Origin of the sequence: Rhodococcus sp. EPR-134 (assembly GCF_001647205.1) — a bacterium.
In the GTDB taxonomy this organism is placed as follows: Bacteria; Actinomycetota; Actinomycetes; order Mycobacteriales; family Mycobacteriaceae; genus Rhodococcus_F; species Rhodococcus_F qingshengii.
The window spans coordinates 1-20589 of the sequence record NZ_LVCT01000094.1 but is presented as its reverse complement, the minus strand read 5'-3'; the positions used below and the strand labels follow the sequence as shown (position 1 = coordinate 20589).

The following is a 20589-nucleotide window of genomic DNA, read 5'->3' as shown; positions in this document are numbered from 1 at the left end:
GCGACCACAGAGAGTGCAGGGCGGAAAATACAGCCAGCAGTTGCTGAAACTTTTGATGCCCAGAGGGGTCGAGCGCTCCGGGCGGAAGTCGATCGAGGATGTGTTCGGCGATCGGTTCGCCCTCGGAGTCGGAAGTGGGTCGATAGATGGTGCGCGCCACGCGATTCTGTTGCTCGGTTCCCGCGTAGATTGTGCCGGCGGGAAGAATCCCGTGGAGGCTGTCGAGGAGGTATGTCATTACCGCCTCTGGTGCCGATTCGGTCCAATCATCAGTCCCGCAAGCTGCTTTGAGCGCTTTCTTGTCCTGCAGTGCCGCGTGCAGCATGTCGCGGGCTTGAGCGACGTTCTCGTCTGCACTTGCACCGAAGGCAAGGTTCCGAAACCATTTCGATTCCTCGAGGAGCCGTAAGAAGAGTGGCGCGTCCTTTCGGAGTCGCAACGATTGAGACAATCGGGCCACGAAAACGGTGCGGCCGCAGGCTGTTGCGAGGCCTTGCAGCGAAAACGGCAGTCCGTGTTCTGTTGCCCACTGCCCCTGCGGGTCCAGGATGATCTGTCCCATCCCTGGCCAGCGAAGTTGTGATGCGAGCACGTATTCGAAGCAGACGGACTTTCCGGATCCTGTTGCACCGAGAACGGCCAGATGCCGAGATCCGCGGGGACCGGAGAAGTCCGGCAATGTGAACGGGATTCGGACGGAAGAGCCGCGCAGAGTCCCGATGTATGCCGGCTGATCGGTATCTGCCATCAGTTCGTCTGCGGTCTGTTGGTCCAAGAGCGCGACTGGAGTGCCTGTCGCCGGCGAATTTGACAACACCGCAGCGTGTTTCCGCCACTTTCCATCCCAGTTCCGGAAGACCGCTTCGACCTTGATGGTGACAGCGCGGGTGTCTCCGCTGTCACCTGACTGGTGTTCGATGGCGCCGTTCGTCGCTACGTGCATAGCTTCTCGTGCGTTGGCGGTGTGCACAGGATTGATCGTTTCGACTTTCGTGACCGTCCCAAGCGCCAACTCCTCGGAGCCGTTGTCGAAGACGATCGTGAAGGCAAGCATCGATCCGAGTAGCGCGAGGTGGTAGGAGCGACTGCTCAGATTGAGGACCGCCGAATCGCATGTTGAGGGTGAGCCGATAACGGCAAGGCCACCAATGTCCACAGTTCCTCATTTCGGTTCGTTGGTGCGGTGAGAGCGACGGTATCTGCGGCGATTGCCCTGTGCGGCACCTGTCTTCTGTGTAGGCGGGGCCGCCGAAAGCCACTGGCGCTGTTGCCGGAAAGTGAGAAAACAACAGGTTATTGAGGTGTGGAGTGGTGTTTGACCCTGCACTCAGCAGGTGTGTCCGCGTCAAGGGGAGGAGCACCGGAACCGCCCAGTTTACGATTTCCATCGTCGGAGAAACTCACACATCCCGTAGGGGCTCAGGCCCATGCGTGAACGTAGTTGGACTGCACCAATGTCCTGCTACGCAGCAGAAAGGAGCAGGGCGCTACTGCGCCCGACGAAGCGAATGGGCAAATCAAAGGGAAACCACCGGCGGGTCACTAACCGCCAACGCACGATCGCCACGGCCGCGACAGTGAGCGTGCTTGCTCTCGCAGCTCTCCCCACCGGGGTGGCTTACGCGGCCCCCCAGGGTGGCGTGACCACTCCCGGTGCCGGCGGCGAGCAGGGAACCCAGACGCAGAACAACGGTGGTGGACAGGCCGGTGTTTCGACGCCGAAACCAAATCCGGCACCGACACCACCCGAAGAGCGCACCTATTGGGTTCCGCCGTCACAGCAGGCACAGCAGGCACCGTCACGCCCGATCCCGACGACCAGTCCTGATGCGGACTACTCACCCCCGTTGCAGCAGCAAACGTTCCGGCCGCCGACCGCAGTTCCCACAGTCGCACCAATCGAAGCCCCTGTCGACGAAAAGGGTGAGCAACTGCTCCGCGCCGGTGACCGCATTGCGAAGAAACCGAATTGGATGACCGATCAGGTCCTCGACACGACGAACTACACACTCGCGGGTTGGGAATCGGATGCGTCCGGGTTCTGGCGTTCCGTTGGTGTCGACGACAACCGCTCTGATCGAGTTGCCGCGTCGATGGTCTCCGGAGCAGCGGTCGGCGCCGTCGTCACTGCAGTGCCGTTCGCAATCGCAGGAGGCGCTCTCGGCGGCCCGGTGGGTGTTCCCTTCGGCGCCGCTGTTACACAGGCAATTCTGCCATTCGCCCCCGGTATCGCGGCCGTTCCGGGTGCCACAGTGGGCTACACAGCGGGCGCTGCAGGTGGTGCTGCATTGGGCGGTGCAATCGGCCTCGTAGTCGGCGGCGTCGGTGGGGCGATCACTGGCGGGCTCATCGGTGGTGGCGAGGCCACCGATGACGAACTCGTCCTTACCGAGCTTCCTCAGCTGCCGGATCCGGACCCTGTCCAGATCACGAAGGACGTGTCGAACTCGGCTCAAGGCCTTGCGAGCACCCCGGCCGGTGCGGGCGTCGTTCAGGCAATTGCCGATGCTCCGGCGAATTTCGAGCACGCCAACGAGCAGTTCCGGCAGACAGTCGTCAACGTCGCGGGACAGCCTGCGCTGGACGTGATCGACCAGGCGGCTACGGCGCATGCCGAGGCTGTTGCGCCGATCAACGCAATGCTGACGCCATTCACTGACCGCATCAATACTGCGGTCGGCGCTGCTCAGCAGGGCATTGATCAGGTCATCGCTCCGTAGTCGAACCACGATTTCATCACATCCTGCCGGGGAGGGCGCTGAGGCCCAGCACCCTCCCCGGCCCGATCGGTATCGGTAGGTAATCTGCATGAACGACTGGGACACTCGGGGATCAACAGACGACGACTATCTCGATCCGCAGCTCGGCAGCGACGTCGACGACAGTACGTCCGGTCCGCTCCCCTCTCCGCACACGGAGCCAGTGACATTCACCGCACCCACTCACGCTGAGCTTTTCGACTCCAACACCGCCGAGTCCGAATCATCAGGGCCATATGTTCCCCCGCCGAACAAATCCTTGTACCAGCGAGCTCCACGCAAGCCCCGTGTCGATCCGCCGGTATCCGCCGGTATCCGCCAGGGCACGCTGCCGTCCAAGCTCCGCGACCGCAAGACTGCAGTAATTGTGGGATCTCTGGTTGTTGCCGCGCTCGCTGTTGTGGGCGCTGGAACTTTCGCTCTCACAAATGCTTTTCCGCAAGACAGCACTCCCTTGGCGGAGGCCTTCCCCGAGACGAGCAGCGAGGTTGCCACCATCCCTCCAGCACCGTCCACGACGCCCCCACCCACCGCTGTCACACCGCCCTTCTGCACCGATCCGAGCCCGGGGGACATCGTTGCGGTGACTAATAGCGTCGGCGACAGAGCAACCGGACCAGGCACGATCGCCGCATTCGAATACCACTATTACGTGGATCGCGATGGGACGAAGGTGGCATCTACTTACGACCCTTCCTTGCAGATGGATCCGGCAGGCATTCAGCCCTACATCGACAAGATTGCCTCTGATACCTTGCACTGCACCACAATTGAGCCTACTGATTCACCGGACAAATATCGGGTGTCCGTCGCGTTGAAGCCTTCGAACTCGATGCGAATTGAGCAGGTCGACCCGATGCTGATTTCTGTGGCCCCCGGTCCGGGCGGATGGATGATCACCCAGATCGTGCCGGCCTGACAGGAGAATTGTCAGGTCCGGTAGTGCCGGATCCCGGCAGGATGCGTCTCACTGAATGTTCTCGATGCTGCGCCCATCAATTGTGTAATCAATGATGTCACTTCTCGTTTGGCGAAGGTGTCGGCCTGGTGTTGAGGGAACGGCTCGATCACTCGGGTTCCGATGATCGTCTCACTGACTTTGGCGCACAAGTCGGCCGCCACGGAGTCCGCGACATCGTCAATGTCGGCATCGTCGACGTCGGCCGAGAGCGTGTACTCGATCTTTACGGCTCGCAATGGCATTCCTCGGGGAAGAACGTAAGTAACGAAGACGGGTAGCTCTTCACGCCAGTGACCTAGTAATTCATCGATTACGTGTGCCCACTCTCGCACCGGTTTCGGGGCATCGGCCGTCGCCTTCGCTGTCACTCGCAGTGCTTCATCGGCTCGGCGAGGTCGTAGGTACTCCCCCGATTGCAATACTGAGGTGGCCGCGATGCGGTCGCGCTGCATGTTCAACCAAGCCCCACTGCCCTCACCGAGTTGCGCCGCCCACAACTTGCAATAGCCAGATGCTGTGTCTTGCTTAGGAAGCGCTCGCAGACGTCCTTGCAGTCCGTAGTGGACGTAGTCACCTATCAGGGTTTCGGTGTTGCAGTCGGCCAATGTTGCACAGACCAACTCCGCAGTCGTCGGATCGGAGGTCAAGAGCCCTGTGGCGATCGAAATCAGTGGGGTGGCCAGCGACCCGTCCATCCAAACGACGTGACTTCGATCGGCGGTGTCAAGGGCTGCGGCGAGCTCACACAATGCCATCAACATCGACCGCGCCCGATCGGTTTCCGACGAAACTGGCATGACCATCGTCGCGGGGACACTCGAACGGAGATCACTGCTGACTCCAACGGCGGCGATCCACGTCAGGGCATCAGTTTGCTCGTGCGCTACACCTCCGTCTACGCACACAAGATCGGGTTCGTTCGCAGGTCCACGCGTGGGTGCAATGCGAATGGCCTGCGTTCGTTGTAGGTGCGATAGCAAATCACTGTGCTGCTGTTGTGGGTCGATCGCTGCCAGTAGTTGGCTGGCTGTATCGAGCACCGTGTCGAATTGCATAGGCCTCCTCACTCAAGATGATCGTGCACAGCCAGCGTATGAGGCTCAACTACGCAGAGCGGCAGCATCGGACGCCATCCCGAAATGAACTCTGACGTGCGCTGATGCGCTGCGGAGGAACCACGAAGACCAGTGACCGCTCTGTTACCCTGCATGTATCGGAGAAGCAGCATGGGACAGCTATCGAATAATCAACTCCTGATTCAAGTCGGCTGGCCCGCCACAACAAGGGGAACTGATGAAGCGAAGCAGACGAATACTGGGCCTGGTCTCGGCCGGCACCGCCTTGTCGCTGGTGACAATCGGTGTCACGGCAACGGCGTCCGCTTCGGCGGATCCAACCACCACGACGGTCGCCGCTATAACTTCGGCGATTCCTGACCTGGGAGACCTAGCTGGAACCGTCGACTGGACGGCAGCGGCCACCGCTGCAGCCAACACCGCAGCCGCAGCGAGCGGGAACGGACAGGCTACCGCGTCGACGCCAAACGTGACGGGAGATGCGATCACGGACAAAGCCGTCACAGCGCCCGTCAGGGAGGGTGTGAATCTGATCGCCGGAGCACTACCGCCGGGCGCAATCATCCCTGGTTCCAAGGGAACTGACGGAATGCTGACCGGTTCCACCGCACCGCGGTGTGCAGCTACCGTGATCACAGCTGTGCCTGGCACATTCGAGACGGGTCCTACCGCTGATCCGAATGCTCCTGTCGGCCTTCTCGCTCAGGTGGTGGAACCTTTGACAGCTGCTCTGGGAAACCAGGTGTCAGCGACATTCATCCCGTACGCCTCTGATGCCTCGGTCAACGGCACCAGTTACCTCCGGAGCGTCTCGACTGGCGTTCAAGCGACGTTGGCAACGATGGAGGATGTGGCGAATCGCTGCCCAGAGGCACAGCAGATCTTGCTGGGATTCTCACAGGGTGCCGAAATCGGTGGCGACGTGGCCACGGCAATTGGACAGCGGCGCACGAGCATCAACCCGGACAGTGTGGTCGCTGTCGGATTGTTCTCAGATCCGAAGCGTCCAGAAACCTCGAATGTTTTGGCGGACACGACTCAGACCCAACCGGCGTTGCCCACGAGTCTTCAGGAGAAGATCAAAGAGATCGTCGAATCTCCGTCCTTCGCGCAGATGCAGTTGCAGCTCACCGACGGATTCCGGTCGCTGGTAAACCAAGTCGCGACACAGGTCAGCGACACTGGACGTGCTGTTGCTGATGCAACTGCACCCACGTCGTCGACGCAGAAGTCAACGACAACCACGACTACCCACGCTGCCGTCCCCGACTCGGATAGTCAGGCTGTCGCAACGACGACCGCCCCGGAGGAAACCGCCTCTGTTGCAGGTAGCAGCACCAACTCGGCAGAGACGACGACCAAGCGTCCAGCTGCCGGTCAGTCCGGATCCACGACCACCTCTCACAGCCCGACCACGACGTCGAGCAGTAAGAGTTCATCCGCTGAGTCCCCCGGCGCTGCTTCAACTCGCGCCCCGTCGGTCACCGATGATCCGCTGATGCAGCCCCTCGACGACGGAACTAATCGCGACGGAATCAACAATGCGCCGGCGGCGAAGCCGTCGACATCGCCAAAGGCACCCACGACGTCCAAAGCTGCACCTTCCTCGAGTAAGACTGCGGCGGCCGGTAGCGAGACGAACAACACGGCAGATGGTGGGCTCGCAAGCAACTTCGCCAAGTCGTTGGCGGGGGACGGAGTAAAGCCAGAAGCCCGAATTGCGGTCAACGTCAACGAGAACCGTAAAGTTGATGTCGCACCAGTGACCATGGGAGCGGTATCGGGTGGCGGCTTGTCAGGGCAACGCGATTCAGACTTCGGTGCTTTGTCCGGGGTCGTCGCAGAAATCTGCGTTCCCGGAGACGTTGTGTGCTCACTCCCTGAAAACTCAGAGCTGGCACGTCAGCTTGTCCAGGTGGGGAAGAACGTTTCCGGCAATCTAGGTGAGCTCGCGACTGTCGATGGCGCGAATCGTATGGTGGGCTTGCTCTCGCTGCAGGCGGTCAACACCGTTGCCGACATCACGGGTATGCCACGGTCGAAGTTGTCCGCGGAGACGCTGCAGTCGATGGTTGAAATGATTGCGGGTTCAGCCATGACAAGTATGGGCAATCCCGCTGGCGCGGCGTTGTTGGCGAAGGGTGTATCGGCTCTGCCGAACGCGCTACCTGAGGTTTTCGCTCAAATCGCGGATATTCCAGCGATTCTCGCTCAGCTCCCTAATGCAGGGGACACCGCGATGAAGAACCTCGGGTTGGACAAGGTCGTGGACAGGATCTCGCAGGCCTTCGCGGAAGCCGGTATGACCAGTCCCCTTCAATTCGACAAGTTGCCGATAGCGATCCCCCGGGTTCTCGAGGCGTTGGCTCAGGACAACCAAGGTTTGCTGCAGTTGGCAACCAATCCGGCCGTGCACTCGGGCAACAGCCTTCACGTAGCTTTCGACACCATTCAGATTGCCGGCAATCAGGATCCGTACCAGTGGGTAGATGATTGGTTCAAGCGAATCTCTGTCACTGCGTAGCTTTTACGACGACTGTGGCCCACTCTCTGGCAAAGAGGGTGGGCCACAGTCGTTTCGTTGAGCGTGCCTAACCGTCTGCAAGTGCCTTCTGCTCGATCATGGCCATGAGGGTTCTGACGGTCTTGGTCTTGAGTTCGCTATCGGCGACGGGTCGCAGTCCTCTCACGATTTCGAGGAGATCGACGTCGTCGAGGTCGGTCGTCTTGTCGAGGTCGAGGATGTGGACTTCGTCAGATGTGGCGGCCGTGCCTTCGGAGATCACCACCAATGGGATCGCGTTTGGAGGGGCTACGTCTTTGCGCGGTCGATTGTTGGTTCGCGTAGTTCTTTTGGTTCCTGACTTCACCTGCTGTGAGTCCTCTGGCGTGGGTGCGGGATCTCGCTTCCCCGGTTCAGGTGTACCCGGCTCTGACGTGGGACTCGGCTCAGGTGTGGAGACTGGCGATGGAAGGGGATCGTGCTTCACCGCCCCACAACCCCCCGACTCCGGCGTAGTGCCGGGCTCAGGCGTGGCTGCGTCCACCGAGGGATCCACTTTCGCCTCAGAGTCCACAGAGGCTGACGTTTCCGGCTCAGCCGAGGTCTCGGAGTCCGACGTCTCTTCAACCGCGCGAGATGCGTCCTGAGGCGGTATGTCCGTATCGTCCTTCGTATCTGTCGGTACCGTGGCCGCTCGGGGCTGAGCGACTGGCACCGGGCCTGAGCGGGGTCGCCCGAACTTACTGGCTGGCCGGGCAAATGCGTTGTTGGTCATGGTTGTGGGCCTCCCTCGCCTACTCACGTCGCAGGCCGGTATCTAGGTGTGTGGGTCCGATAGAAGAGGTTTAACAACCACTGCCGCGTTGCGCGGCACGGATCCAGCACCCAAAGTCGAGTCAGACGCGACGACGCAAGAGCTGGTTCACTCGCATCAGTTCCTGCAGGATCTCAGCCTCATCGTCACCGCCGGCCGTCAATCGCTGCTGCAGCTGAGTCTGTGCGTGCAGCAAGGTCCGTCTCTGCACCCGCGATGCAGTGTCGACAGCGCTGGCAGCGTCCATCACCTCGGTGAATGCGATCAGCCACAGCAGCCTGTGGTGTTTATGCTCGACCGCCTCGGTCATGACCTGCGACCACAACTCGGCGGCGTCTCCGGATACTGGCCTGCCGGCGGGGTACATCACCGTGGACATCTCGACAATCTCTGCGACTGGGCGTGAGAACAGCTGATAGAGATCGGTCTTGAGTTGCGCTAATACAGTTTCGGCTGTCTGCGGATAGGCGATGAAGTACGCCGCCAAACTGCAGTCTGCATCAGTTAACGGCTGATCTAGCGGCGCTGCGTCTGTCGCCGGGGACTGACTTGCACCTGACTGTGTCGGAGACACGTCACCGGTATCGACGCCGATCTCAGTTGCCGCCCACTGTTGGTACTCCCTGCGGAGCACAGCGGACTGCACAGCTGAAAGCCTGCGCCGCACTTGTTCGGTGGCGTTCACCTTTCCTTCCGGAGTGGTGAGATCGAAGTTGCCTATGTCGCCGGTTAGCAAGGCGCGCAGTGCGGGACGCCGTTTGTCGGTCGCTGCCACCAGTGCATCAGCGCCTCCGACGGTTCTCACGTCGCACGGATCTGATTTGTCGCCATAGGCAGTGAAATCGAGCACGGTGATGTTGGTCGTGAAGCCCTGGCATGCTTGGAACAGTGCCCAAGCGGCTTTTCGTCCAGCTGTGTCGTTGTCGAATCCCACGATGATTTCACCGCCGTCGCCGACGCGGGACGCCAGCAGCTCGGCTTGGGTTCTGCTGAAGGCGCTTCCGGATGCTGCGACGGTGTTGTCCAATCCGGAGGCGACCATTGCCATCACGTCCGTCTGACCTTCTACGACGAATACCTGACGACGTTGGAGCATTGAACGACGAGCCTTGTCGTAGCCGAACAGCAGATCACCTTTATGGAACAGGTCGGTGCCGCTGGTGTTGAGGTACTTCGCTGGCGCCGTTCCGGTGAGGTCGCGTCCGGTGAATCCGACTATGCGCCCTTGCGGGTCGTGGATCGGCCACATCAATCGGCCGCGGAACGCGTCGTAGTGCCCACGTTCCCCTTCCTTGGTGATCCCGGCATCTCGTTGGATCTCGAGCGGGTGTCCGGCAGCGGTGAGCGCAGCGCTGAGAGCATTGCCGCCGACAGGGTTGTACCCGAGACCCCATTCCTGCGCGTGCTCGCTGGTGAAGCCTCTCGCTCGAAGGAAGTCGCGGGCTGCTCGGCCTTCGGGGAGTGTGAGAAGCCATTCGCTGGTGAGCTGTTGCGCTTTTTCAAGGACGCTGCGAAGTTCATTTCGGGCGCGAAGATCGTTGTCTGCGAGGGAATCTGAACCTTGAGGCACTGCCAACCCGGCACGATTGGCCAGCTCTGAAACCGACTCTACGAAGCGGAGTCCGTCGACTTGCATCAGAAAGTCGATGGCGTCGCCGCTCGCGCCGCATCCGAAGCAGTGGAATCGGCCCCAGTCGATGTTGATCGTGAACGACGGTGTCCGCTCGGAATGGACGGGGCACAGCGCTTTCACACGGCCTACGCCTGCAGGTTTGAGGTCCAGATAGTCCGCGGCCACCAGTTCAAGGCTTGTGCGGGAACGCAGTTCATTCAAGAACTCCGTGGAGAATCGGGGCGTACGCGGATTCTGCAGGTCCACTCCACGCTCCTACCCTTGTCAGATTCGGTGTTGCCACCTCAGCGTAGAAGAGCTGGTTCAGGGCGTGGCACTGGCCAAATCAGTTCTATCGGTTCCGATCGCGTAGCGCTTGTTGATGCCGTTTGAACCAGGCCTTCTGCTTCGCTTGCCAGGCGTCTTCGGATTGCTGCCAGGCGCCGCGCGATGACGAGAGTCGTTCGTCGAGAGTTGCCATGTCGATCGGCCCGGCTTTGAGTACCTCGACAACGGCGTCTTTCGTGCCGCCGACTGATCGAACTTTCTTCAGGAATTCTTTCGGATGCCATGCCGGACAGCCATGCGCCCTTAACATGTTGCTGGCGGTCTGGCTGTCGTCGAACCAGGCGATGATGGGTTGCGCGGGTCCGTGCTCGTCCTGCCACGCCCACCATTGCCGGACTTTCACCTCGTCCTGAGGCCGCGACCCGTCTTTGATGAAGTGCCGAAACATGATCGGGCCCGGGGGGAACTTGTGGCTGAGCAACCAGTTCCAAGTAGCTCGGGCGAACTGTTCGGGGCGGGTCGTCGAGTATGCGATCTGTAGGCCTGCGGACTGCAACATCTCGACCAGTTTTCGCCCAGCCCGGATCACCTTTGCGCGGCTGTAGGACCGGTGGAAAGTATGCCAGTCCCGATCTTGCGATCGCTCCGTGTTCAGTAACGGCTCGAACTCCGCCATCGACGCGAGTACCCCGTCAATGTCGATCACTGCGAACGCGCCGGGAGTGGCCGGCTTGTTCTTCCAGGGTGTCGGCCGGAATCGTGATTCGGGCTGTCGCGGGGTCGGTGACATAGCATCTGACAGTATCCCGGACAGGAAGGATCGCCTGCTAGTTGGGGTGTGTGCGGCGTTTCTCGATTGGTTGCCTGAACGTCGCTGTGGCGCCCAGTCGGTTCGTCGTGGGCGCCACAGCCGGATCAGTTGAATAGCTATGCGACCAACTCGGTGCGCAACCGTGCGAGCTGAACACGTCCGAGTCCCTTTACTCGCTTCGCCTCGGAGATGTCGAGTCTGCCCATCAGGCTGATCGCGCCTTGGCGGCCGCGGCCGGGGAGTGATTCGATCAGGTGAAGGACTCTCATTTTGCCAACGACGGCGTCACTGTCTGCGCGCTCGAGTACTTCCTCGACCTTCACAGTGCCAGCTTTCAGTTTGGCTTTGAGATCTGCTCGTGCCTTGCGCATTTCTGCGGCTTTCTTCAAGCTCTCGGCACGCTGTTCAGGGGTGAGTACGGGTAGCGACATGGGCTTCTCCCTTTGCTGGGTTGGGCAGTCGATTCACTGCCGTGATCCTGGTTGGCTTTTCGTATAGCCGAGTAGTTCTGTTGTAGCAGTGACAGTTACGGCGTAGCGGCACTGTCGATCGCTGCTCAGAGTGGCTGCGGGATCCTACTGATCGTGACCGCTGTGACGTTCTTTCCCCTGAGGAACAGTTTCCCCATCGTCTCGTAAGGGGAATATCCGCGCAGCGTGACGGTTCCGCCGCCTGCGTTCATCGCGCTGGTGACGATCTGCCTCATCTGTGGCAGTGCGACGTCGACCTCGACGTCGTCCACGCTGGTGGTGTTGACGATGGGGATGCTCTGTCCGCGCAACAAATCCCCAGCCACGGCAAGGTTGCTGCCCGATCGGGCGACCAACTCGATCGGATGTTTCGCGCCGTGGGATTGTCCGGTGTTTCGGATCTGGATGAATGCTCCGTCTGCACTGAATACTCGGGGCAGTACCGAGAGGAATCGGTCGAAATCGGATAGGTCTGCGATATCGAGATCCCAGCACCGCAAGCCGTCTGGCTCAGCGAGTGCATCGTCGAAATCGGGCATACCCGCTGTTTGAGCGTTGTGGATGACCGTCGTCGTGCCGTCAGAAATCTCAGTCTGGCAGGTGGAGTCGGTGACCGCTGCCGTCAAGGTCCATTGGTCTGCGCTCGATTTCAGCAGTTTCGCTGACGCGGCCAGTACTCCGATCCCCGTATACCCGATCGCCGCTCGCCGGCTTGTGCCGCCAATTGCGTTTAGCGTGACGGTCCCTGCGGAGTAGTCGCCGGCGACTGCGACAGAGATGGAGCCGTCGGCCGCAGTGCCAATACGGACATTCACAGCAGGTTTGGATCCTGTGGTCGCTGCGTGTGGCGCGAGAACGGCCAAAGCTTGTTTTAGTTCCGTCGGAGAAACTGCTGCTGTTGGTTGAGTATTGAGCAACTTCTCGTCTGACGAGTCGTGTTTGTTGGCACGCACTTTGAATTGACTGCCGAACCTAAGGAACCCATCGCTGTAGGTCAGCGCACTTCGGTCCGAACGTGAGCTTGAAGTCTCTACGATGGTCCGAATTTGGTTGTCCACGACCCACACGGGGGCAATGCGTTCGCGAGGACTCTTGGTCTCGTCTTGAGGTAACGCGGTCAGGACGGTCACCGAAGATCCCCAGGCATCTCGACCGGCGATTGTCAGGGTGTCTCCGTCGACGGCGATGGTGACGCCTTCGACTCTCTCAGGCAGCGCGTGGATCACCTTGATGGCGCCGACGACGGCCTTCGTGGAAATGGTGTTGGCTATGGACACGAAAGTCCCCTCGTGTTTGTAGTGCATTCTCCGATGGACTCAGGATCGCATAATGGCTTCCGGTCATGCGGCATACCGGCCCGTGTTCTCTGCGACCTAGATGCGTACGTTTGTGAAGCTCGGGTGCTGACTGCTACCGGCGGCGTTCAGATGGTGGCTTTCCACCATCCGCCGAAGTGCTCGGATTCCTTCGATGGCGCCAGGTCAGGTGCAATCACAACGAATCGTTCTATCGTTGGATACGTGGGTCCTCGTTGGCGTAGGTAGACCCTAGTGATGTTGTCGTCGACGACGGTTTCAGCGCTGGTTACGTTGGTGTCCAGCTGAGCCTCCCTGATCAGAGCTCGTGGATTCGACGATCTGCGGGAAGTGTTTCAAGGAAAGCCTTTTCGTTGGACAGCAACGCTGATTTCTACGTGCAGTCCATTCGAGTGCGCCAGGCTCGAATGGACTGCGCTCAATGGCACCGACTTGATCGGCCGGCGCAGGCCTGCGATATAGCCGATGCTTTGGCCGTGGGTCAGAGAGTCGTGATCCAGCACTCGACTGCGAGGCGGGCTGCTTCCTCCAAGTCTGAGAGCGGGACGATGACCTGGGCGTCAAGGTGTTCGGTGCGGTCGAAGCCGCCATCGGTCCGGCGAACACTCACTGCGGATCGGATTTCGGCAGTTGCCGAATCACCGCCGTCGGAGCTCAACTGCAGGTAAGGGCAGAATCCGGGATGGTCGTTCGATAGGTACAGCTCACGTCGATCTTCGGAGACGCTGAGGTCCAGGTCATCTGCGTCGCCATTGCTGTCGTTGGCGTACGCGATGAATGCCTTGGCGAAGGCCTCCGGGATTTCGGTCACTGTCATGGTCACTCCTGGTGTCATCGTGGGGTTAGGTGAGTGCCTGCGCACCGCATTCGGCGATGCGGGCAAGGCGATGTTGCTGGTCTCCGATACCTCGAGTTCCAGCCAAAGGGGTGCGGGCATTCGGCCAAACGGATTGCGCGATACGGGTGTAGCTGCGGCCACCGAGGACGACGACGTTGCGATGATCGAAGAGCCCTTGATCGATTGCCTGAGCTTCGAGAGCATCTGCGGTGATCGATCCGGGGCTACCCATCCGCAAGTCGTACGGCTCCACCATCCTGTCGAGGGCGAGAAGACCGTGGAGCGCTGAGAGGATTCTGATCGACTCTGGGCTGGTCAGCGCCCGTGCAGCTTTGAGCCCGAGCCGGTGGTATCCGCTTCGATACATTTCGCCTGCAGGTGATGCGACGGCGGACTTTACGGCGCCGCAGGGAACCACCACCAGTGGTGATCCGTCGGCGACGACTGGGGTGATGTCGGCTGAACCGGCTCGTTCCGTTGTCTCGACTTCGAGGTCGTGCGCGATATGTTCCGCGATGGTCCAGTTCAGCCAGTGCCAGCCTTCGCGCTTGGCCAGTGCACCCTGATATCCGGCACGAAACGCTGCCGTCTCGAATGGTGCGGTCCACAAAAGCAATTGGGTGTTCGGCAGAGTCATTTCGATACGGTCATGGGGCCGGAAGATTCTGGTGTGAACAGGTCCAATTGCCAATGGGATCCCTGCATGTCGGCCTCCGGTCTTCGGACCGATACCGGGCACTGACACGACGAGTCCGACGTCGTTGATCAGCGCTGCTCCTGGTGTTGGCGCTGTGAGTGTGGGGTCGTCGTATCTATATTTCGCAGTAAAGAGTGCCATCGGTGCGTCCGCCCGTGATATTGGTTCGTGCAATGTGCTTGCACCTGTCCTCAACACGCTATGAACGGAGTGGAAGTGTTGCGGCACGGATGGATTCGCTCGCGCGGCATTGAATCTGAGGAGCAGGTTCGGGTTCAGTCGAGCTGATGTCTTTACGTGCCGCACCTCCCACCCAGCCCGGTCAGTCTGGGGTCACTCGATCGACTCGGATCGAGTCAGGACCTCGACGACCGAGGCGCCCCCTCTGAAGAATTGGATGATTGCGATGCCTAACGCCTCCCACACGCCGACAGCAGGGCACTTCGCTTGGCTACCTGAGCAGGTCCAGTCAAGTCGATCCGACCCCTTCTCTGCGGCTCAGGCATTTCACGAAGAGATTGACGGGCTACCTGAACCTCGCGACTGGTCGGATCGACGGTTCTGGGGCGGTGGGCTCGCCCTCGTGGTTGTTGGAGTGCTCGGCCGCCTGGACATGATCCGTTGGGAGTGGCCAGCATTGCACTAGCGCAGGGTGCCTGCCCGGTGTGGGTTACTGGGCTGCACGCCGGATTCCTGCTGCATGCCGCCAGACTCTGGGCGAATCCCACAGGCCCAGTGTTCATGGCCGGTTTCGAGGGCAGACATCGCCTGAGAATGCCCAGCGGTTGAGGTCTACCTGCGACTCGTACTGCTTGCGCGGTGTATCCCTTGTCTCGTGCTCACGGCGTGTGTGATGACGCTACTGGGGCGATGTCGGAAGTCCTCGAGTTTCGCGAATCAGGCATGATGTTGGGAAGGTCTTTGGGGCAGGAAAGGCCTTGTTCGCACCACCGGACAGCGTCGCGGTAGGCGCGGATGGATCTGGTCCTTCAGAGGAAACCGACGCAGGGGGTCGTGATGGGTAAGGCGAAGAGTAAGAGGAAAGTTGTTGTGCGGGAGGCACCTCCGAAGCACACTCCGGGAGCTCAGCTGCGACATGGACTCGCGGTTCGGCAGCGAGCAGAAATGGCGTTGTCGACGGGGCAGCTGAAGCCAGCGCAGATGCCGTTGTTGTTGGATGCGTTCGACGAGGCAGCTACGCCGGTCATGAAGCATCTGGAACCATTTGCTTTCTCGGTGTGGGAGTTGCGTAGTTTCCGCGCGTCGGGAGTTGTCGGCCCGACGTTGAATGGGTTGAGCAAATTCTATGGACAGCCAGTGGAGGTGCTCTCTGCGAACCCTGAGCGATATCTCGGGTTCAAGGGCGCTCTGGCCTTGTCTGACGAAGCAGTGGACGAGCAGGAGATAATCGTCATCTATTGCGGGTATCGGTGCACAAGCGGAGCAACATTGGACCGGCACGCTTACTTTGCCTCCGAGGAAATGACGGCGCTGATCCTGGCGGGAAGTGAGGGCTCAGCGGAAGTCGGTGTCACGATCGCTGATCTGCCCTCACCTTCTGGTGTCGCCTATCTGACGCAATCGGAGGGCGATCTGGTGTTGCTGTGGAACACCGTCGATGATCTGCTTTCGGTTCAGTTGGTGCCGACTACCGGGGCTCAGGACTTCATTGTGAATCAAGGTGAGATTCGGGAGGGCTGGGGATACAGGTTCGGCGATTACAAGTATCTGCCTATCCCAACTGCCGAGGCGGAATTGAGTTCTCCTGAAAGTGATTCCCCGCCGTCGCTTCAGAATATCGGCGGGTACACCCCAGGGATGCCCGATGACGCTCCGGATTGGTCCCGAAAGGGCATCTATCAGGGCTGGAGTTCTGAGCAGATATTGGCCGTATTTCTCTCGTTCACGCACATGCTTCGACAGGGAGCGTTGGTGGACTCGTCCACGATTCGCACCGCGAAGTCGTCATTGAGTGGGCGGCGTCGTCAGCCGGGGTTGGTGACGTATTTGTCGTATCGATCTCGCAGTGGCGCCCGCGCAACCGGTGACGATGGAGCACCGTCGCGGGTGTATTCGCACCGGTGGACAGTTCGGGGCCATTGGAAGCGGCAGTGGTACCCGAGTGAGCAGCGGCATCACCCGATCTGGATCTCGACGTACATCGCGGGACCGGAAGGTGCGCCGATCAAAACGTCCGACAAGGTGACTCTCCTTTGACGGGCGGTGCTGCCTACATAGCCGTGCTCATCGTGGTTGAACGGGCCAAGGAGTCGGAGGAGAACTATGCGTCTCAAGGATGAGCATCCGAAGTTGTTTCGTCAGCTGCATCCCACTCGCAATGCAGGGATTGATCTTGGTTCAGTAACGAACTCGTCGAACGACATGGTGTGGTGGATCTGCCCGGCCGGCCACGAATGGCGAGAGACCCCGTTGCAACGTCGTTCGGACATGGTGTGGAAGCAGGGCGACATTTACGCGTGCTTGTACTGCGTAGCCCCTGGTTGCACAGTGAACAGTTGCGGGCATCGCCGGTTTCAATCCGGCAAGGACTCCATCTTTCGGGTACTCGGGCATCCCTGTGACAAGTGTGAGATCACCGAGCATGCCCGCCGGATCCTTGACGCTCACGCTGACGATGTGCCGACTGCGATCGGTGTTCTCGAGAACAGCGCGTTGTACGCGTTGTTCTGTAGCCGGGGCTCCGAGGTCGTTGAATGGTGGGAGCACATTTTCCCGCTGGTAGAAGGGTATTTCGTTCGGATGCTCTGTTTGTACGTCGCGATCGACAAGGTGCAGTTCCGACAGCAGCGAAAGTGGACGGAATCAGCGGTGCTCGGTGCGTGCATGCTCCGAATCATCAAGGTACTACCGCAGAGTTGTCAGAAGGCGATGTATTCGGCCGTACCGGCGGATACTGGACACTTCCGTCAGAACTATATGCCTGACGTCTATCCGCACGAGATCGAGTGGGCGTTGAAGAAGGCAGGGTTCGATATCCTGGACACGCCATTGGGTAGCGATATCAAGGATAGGGTGCAATTCCTTGAGCAACAGCGCTTTTCCGCGAACGGTGAGATGCCGCCTGTGTATCTCAAGGACAGGCACTACCCCACGTTCGACCACGTTTCCTTCGACCGAGAAAAGGGCGCGTCCGCGACGCTGCAACATTTCCGGCCGATGGAGTTTTCGCCGCGAATTACGGCGGTGCGACTGACGCTGGGCGAATCCACACCTGCCGCCATGGACGATCCTCTCGGACGGAGCTACATCGGGTATGCGCCGGACCTCGCACCGGAAGAGCTGTGGGAGCGGGCGCGCGGGCTGTGGAAGCTGCGCGCTGACTACGTCGCGGCGTCATCGACCGCCTTGGTTGTCTTCGACCGAAAGGTCGTATTGGTCGCTTCGATCTCCGGTGCGTCTTTTCATCGTGACGCTCTGGCCATTGTCGGTGCCCCGAAATCGGATCACCCGCTGATCGGGCGTCCGGATCCGCTACACACGCCGAACCCTTTGGCTCACGGCACGTTCGATCAAGGCCAGGTCTCGTGACGAGAAGTAGTCATACTCGACGTCTCGATGGCGGCGCGTTTTCGGACGTACGCCGAACAGGTGACGTTGGGTCTTTGTTGCAGTTTCTGCTCGCGACCCAACCCATCGGTGAGGTGCAGGTCGTTGACGGATGTAGCGAGATGCGTCAGCATGTTCGATCGCATCCGTTGCCGGCGAGCCGTGGCGACGATGCGATGTGGGCGCAGTCGGCGGCAGCTGCGATGGAGAAGCCGCAGCGGGCGAGATCAGGCTTGAAGTCGTCACCGCGTGGACCGAAGTCGCCGGTGCAGTCGTGGACGGCTGTTCTCAATGTCTCGGCGGACGCTTTTGTGGGAGCGGGCGGTGACGTGTCGGTGCTATCGACTGCCGTGATGAGCCGGCTCGGTATCGCCTCTGATGATGGTTCGTGGAGGTGGATCGCGTTGTCCTTCCCTGTTGTCGGAAGGTTTATGCGGCGGGTTCAGCTGGCAGCGACACCACTCGATAGTCGTGATCCGACGTGGAGTCTGCTCGGCCACGAGAGTTGGGCACCGCGTGTAGCTGCGGCCGTCGTGGCGGATGCTCAGCGAGGGTTTCTGCTCTGATGTTCCTGCACAATGGATCCGAGCAGTCTTAACTGCACAAGCAGCGAACAGGACGATCCGTCTTGCGTTCGACTGTCAAAGTAGCGGCTTGTCGATCTGTTCGCGGAGGATATCGCCGTGACCTGCGTGCCTGGCGAACTCTTGGATCATCAGAAGCAGCGTCCATCGCATGCTGACGGTCCCTTCTCGGGGAGTGTCCATGGTGTCGTCGAGGTCGAAGCGGGAGGCGATCGCACGTGACCGTTGGCTAGCGCGCTCGAACTCGGCGATGACATCTGCCAGCGACTCGTCGCCAGCTACAGCGAAGGTACCTTCGTCTCGTCGGGAGTAACCATCGCATTCAGATTCGCTGAGTCCTGCCCAAAACCGTTGGAACCATATCCGTTCCGCGGCTGCCGCATGTTTGATCAAGGAGATCGGTGTCGTCAGCGATACGACGAGTCGTTGCCGGGCATCGCTTTCAGAGAGTCCGCGCACGGTCTCGATCAGCGCTTCGCGGTTCCGGTCGAGCGTGTTCTCGATGATCGATCGCTCCGTTCCGGCAGTAATTATGTTGTTAAACATGGTCTTTCACTCGATTCAGTAAGATGGCCGGCCAAGGATCTGTCGCTCGGCATCAGGCGAGGAGGGTTACGCAAAACGGCAATTCGCTGGGCGGGAGAAGCGAAAGGCCCGGGCGGGCTGGGCGGATTCCTGGGATCGCCGCAACACGATGAATGTCCAGCGTACTGGAGTGCGCAATGGGGTGGGGGCGATCAGTAGATGGTGCCCATCGCAGTTCGGACTTCATCGAGGGTCTGTTGGGCGATTTCGTTCGCGCGTTGGCTTCCGGCACGCAGTACGTCGGCGACATGGCGGTGGTCTTGGGTGAGGTCGTTTCTGCGTTGCCGGTGAGGAGCGAGGAAGTCGTTCACGGTTGTGGTGGTGAGCTCTTTGAGAGCGCCAGCGCCGGCGTCTCCGATCTGGGCGGCGAGGTCATGCTCGCTGCGGCCCGAGCACAATGCTGCCGTGGTCAGCAGTGCGGATACCCCGGGGCGGTTGATCGGGTCGAAGGTGATGCGGCGTTGTGAGTCGGTCGGTGTCTTACGGATTGCCGCTGCGGTGTCGTCGGCGGTCATCGACAGTGTGATGGCGTTTCCGTAGCTCTTGGACATCTTTCTGCCGTCGAGTCCAGGTACTTCGGGGCTCGAGGTAAGCAGCGCTTGAGGTTCGGGGAAGACCGGGCCGTAGCGGTCGTTGAAGCGTCGCGCGATGACACGGGTCATTTCGACGTGTGGGAGGTTGTCTTTCCCGACTGGGACGAGGTTGCCTTTGCAGAAGAGTATGTCCGCGGCCTGATGGACCGGGTAGGTGAGCAGGAGACCGCTGAGGGCACGCCCGGAGGCGGCGTGTTCGGCCTTGACTGTCGGATTGCGGTGCAACTCGGCCTCGGTGACCAGGCTCAGGAATGGCAACACGAGTTGGTTCAGTGCGGGTATCGCGGAGTGGGTGAAGATCGTCGCTCGTTGCGGGTCGATGCCTGCGGCAAGGTAGTCCAGCACTGCGCTGTACACGTTGTCGCGGACTTCGCCGATGGCGTCGCGGTCGGTGATGACCTGGTAGTCCGCGAGGATGATGAAGGTGTCGACGCCGCGCTGGTGCAGGCGAACCCTTTCTGCGAGGGTGCCGAAGTAGTGTCCGAGATGCAGTGGGCCGGTGGGGCGTTCACCGGTCAGGACTCGGTATCGGCTCGGGTTTTCGGCGATGTCGTCGCGTAGACGGTCGCTGCGTGCGGTGGTGGTTTCGAGGGATGTCACTGTAGGGCTCCTGAATGGTCAGGGGCTGTACGGAACCTCGGGCTCGGCCGGAATTCGACTTGCGCGTGGGCTGCATACAGCCCACGACATGGTTAGACGGGCTGCGAGAGCAGCCGCCACCATGCCTGTCGGATCACGAACACCTGGTCAGGCTAGCAGTTCATCCGGTGTCGAACGATGGTGCAATTCGGTCGCGATGGCTATGGAGACAAGTTATCGAGCAAACCGCGGAGGCGATTTTCGGGTGTACTCCGACCGAGCATGTTGCGGGGCCGGTTGTTGAGCTCGGCGGCGACTGCATCGAGATGCTCGCGACCGTATGCCATATCCGCGCTTCCCGCCGACTACCCCTCGGCTCACCGAAGGCGCTCGGGCCGTATGTAGTTCATGAATCGCGGACAGCCTGCAGCGGTGAGGGAACGGAACGAGAAAGAATCGCCCGCAAAACTGCCACCTTACCTGGGCTTCTGCTTTGAGGCTTCTAGTGTGACCTCTGCCAACTTTCAGCGCAGAGC

The 20589-nt window shown here is 60.3% G+C and carries 17 protein-coding genes; 6 read left to right on the top strand and 11 right to left on the bottom strand.

Annotation, left to right across the window (positions count from 1 at the left end; translation table 11 throughout):
- The coding region (locus tag A2J01_RS04820) for a helicase HerA domain-containing protein (protein ID WP_156519161.1) at positions 1–1156 on the bottom strand (1156 nt) is incomplete at its 3' end.
- Between the two features lie 421 nt (positions 1157–1577).
- Here A2J01_RS04820 and A2J01_RS04815 point away from each other — a divergent pair.
- Entirely contained in the window at positions 1578–2720 is a 1143-nt protein-coding gene (locus A2J01_RS04815) for a hypothetical protein (protein ID WP_064112194.1), read from the top strand.
- A gap of 88 nt (positions 2721–2808) precedes the next feature.
- Positions 2809–3678 carry a hypothetical protein gene (locus A2J01_RS04810; RefSeq protein ID WP_064112193.1) on the top strand — a complete coding sequence of 290 codons (870 nt, stop codon included), beginning with the start codon at positions 2809–2811 and terminating at the stop codon, positions 3676–3678.
- A gap of 11 nt (positions 3679–3689) precedes the next feature.
- Here A2J01_RS04810 and A2J01_RS04805 read toward each other — a convergent pair whose 3' ends face one another.
- Positions 3690–4775 (bottom strand): hypothetical protein, encoded by a 1086-nt coding sequence (locus A2J01_RS04805; protein ID WP_064112192.1) that lies wholly within the window; start codon positions 4773–4775, stop codon positions 3690–3692.
- Between the two features lie 238 nt (positions 4776–5013).
- On the opposite strand from A2J01_RS04805, the gene A2J01_RS04800 reads away from it, so the two are divergent.
- Positions 5014–7320, top strand: a complete 2307-nt coding sequence (locus tag A2J01_RS04800) for a cutinase family protein (protein ID WP_047269104.1) — start codon at positions 5014–5016, stop codon at positions 7318–7320.
- A gap of 67 nt (positions 7321–7387) precedes the next feature.
- On the opposite strand, the gene A2J01_RS04795 is transcribed toward A2J01_RS04800, so the two are convergent.
- The 7 genes from A2J01_RS04795 to A2J01_RS04765 form a co-directional block, all read right to left on the bottom strand.
- Complete coding sequence (locus A2J01_RS04795; RefSeq protein WP_058228286.1) at positions 7388–7585, bottom strand: hypothetical protein; 198 nt, start codon at positions 7583–7585, stop codon at positions 7388–7390.
- Between the two features lie 610 nt (positions 7586–8195).
- Entirely contained in the window at positions 8196–9992 is a 1797-nt protein-coding gene (gene dnaG, locus A2J01_RS04790) for a DNA primase (RefSeq protein WP_064112191.1), read from the bottom strand.
- An 85-nt stretch (positions 9993–10077) separates the two neighbouring features.
- Positions 10078–10803, bottom strand: coding sequence for a hypothetical protein (locus tag A2J01_RS04785; protein WP_052959772.1), 726 nt, complete (start codon positions 10801–10803; stop codon positions 10078–10080).
- A gap of 137 nt (positions 10804–10940) precedes the next feature.
- Positions 10941–11255, bottom strand: a complete 315-nt coding sequence (gene mihF, locus A2J01_RS04780; RefSeq protein ID WP_047269107.1) for an integration host factor, actinobacterial type — start codon at positions 11253–11255, stop codon at positions 10941–10943.
- A gap of 125 nt (positions 11256–11380) precedes the next feature.
- A complete protein-coding gene (locus A2J01_RS04775) occupies positions 11381–12571 on the bottom strand; it encodes a hypothetical protein (protein WP_125053040.1) in 1191 nt (396 codons plus the stop codon).
- 520 nt (positions 12572–13091) lie between these two features.
- Positions 13092–13427, bottom strand: coding sequence for a hypothetical protein (locus A2J01_RS04770; protein WP_047269255.1), 336 nt, complete (start codon positions 13425–13427; stop codon positions 13092–13094).
- A 25-nt stretch (positions 13428–13452) separates the two neighbouring features.
- Entirely contained in the window at positions 13453–14085 is a 633-nt protein-coding gene (locus A2J01_RS04765; protein WP_231915700.1) for a DUF6884 domain-containing protein, read from the bottom strand.
- Between the two features lie 1185 nt (positions 14086–15270).
- On the opposite strand from A2J01_RS04765, the gene A2J01_RS04755 reads away from it, so the two are divergent.
- The 3 genes from A2J01_RS04755 (at position 15271) to A2J01_RS04745 (ending at position 18278) form a co-directional block, all read left to right on the top strand.
- Positions 15271–16362: a hypothetical protein gene (locus tag A2J01_RS04755; RefSeq protein ID WP_047269110.1), complete on the top strand. Its 1092-nt coding sequence runs from the start codon at positions 15271–15273 to the stop codon at positions 16360–16362.
- A gap of 66 nt (positions 16363–16428) precedes the next feature.
- Positions 16429–17694, top strand: coding sequence for a zinc-ribbon domain-containing protein (locus tag A2J01_RS04750; RefSeq protein ID WP_075835706.1), 1266 nt, complete (start codon positions 16429–16431; stop codon positions 17692–17694).
- Between the two features lie 140 nt (positions 17695–17834).
- Entirely contained in the window at positions 17835–18278 is a 444-nt protein-coding gene (locus tag A2J01_RS04745; RefSeq protein WP_143542642.1) for a hypothetical protein, read from the top strand.
- 75 nt (positions 18279–18353) lie between these two features.
- Here A2J01_RS04745 and A2J01_RS04740 read toward each other — a convergent pair whose 3' ends face one another.
- Together A2J01_RS04740 and trpS are read right to left on the bottom strand one after the other, a co-directional pair.
- The gene (locus tag A2J01_RS04740; protein WP_064112179.1) at positions 18354–18842 is read right to left on the bottom strand and encodes a DinB family protein; all 489 of its coding nucleotides are present in this window, start codon (positions 18840–18842) and stop codon (positions 18354–18356) included.
- A 191-nt stretch (positions 18843–19033) separates the two neighbouring features.
- The gene (trpS, locus tag A2J01_RS04735) at positions 19034–20074 is read right to left on the bottom strand and encodes a tryptophan--tRNA ligase (RefSeq protein WP_064112177.1); all 1041 of its coding nucleotides are present in this window, start codon (positions 20072–20074) and stop codon (positions 19034–19036) included.
- Between the last annotated feature and the right edge of the window lie 515 nt (positions 20075–20589).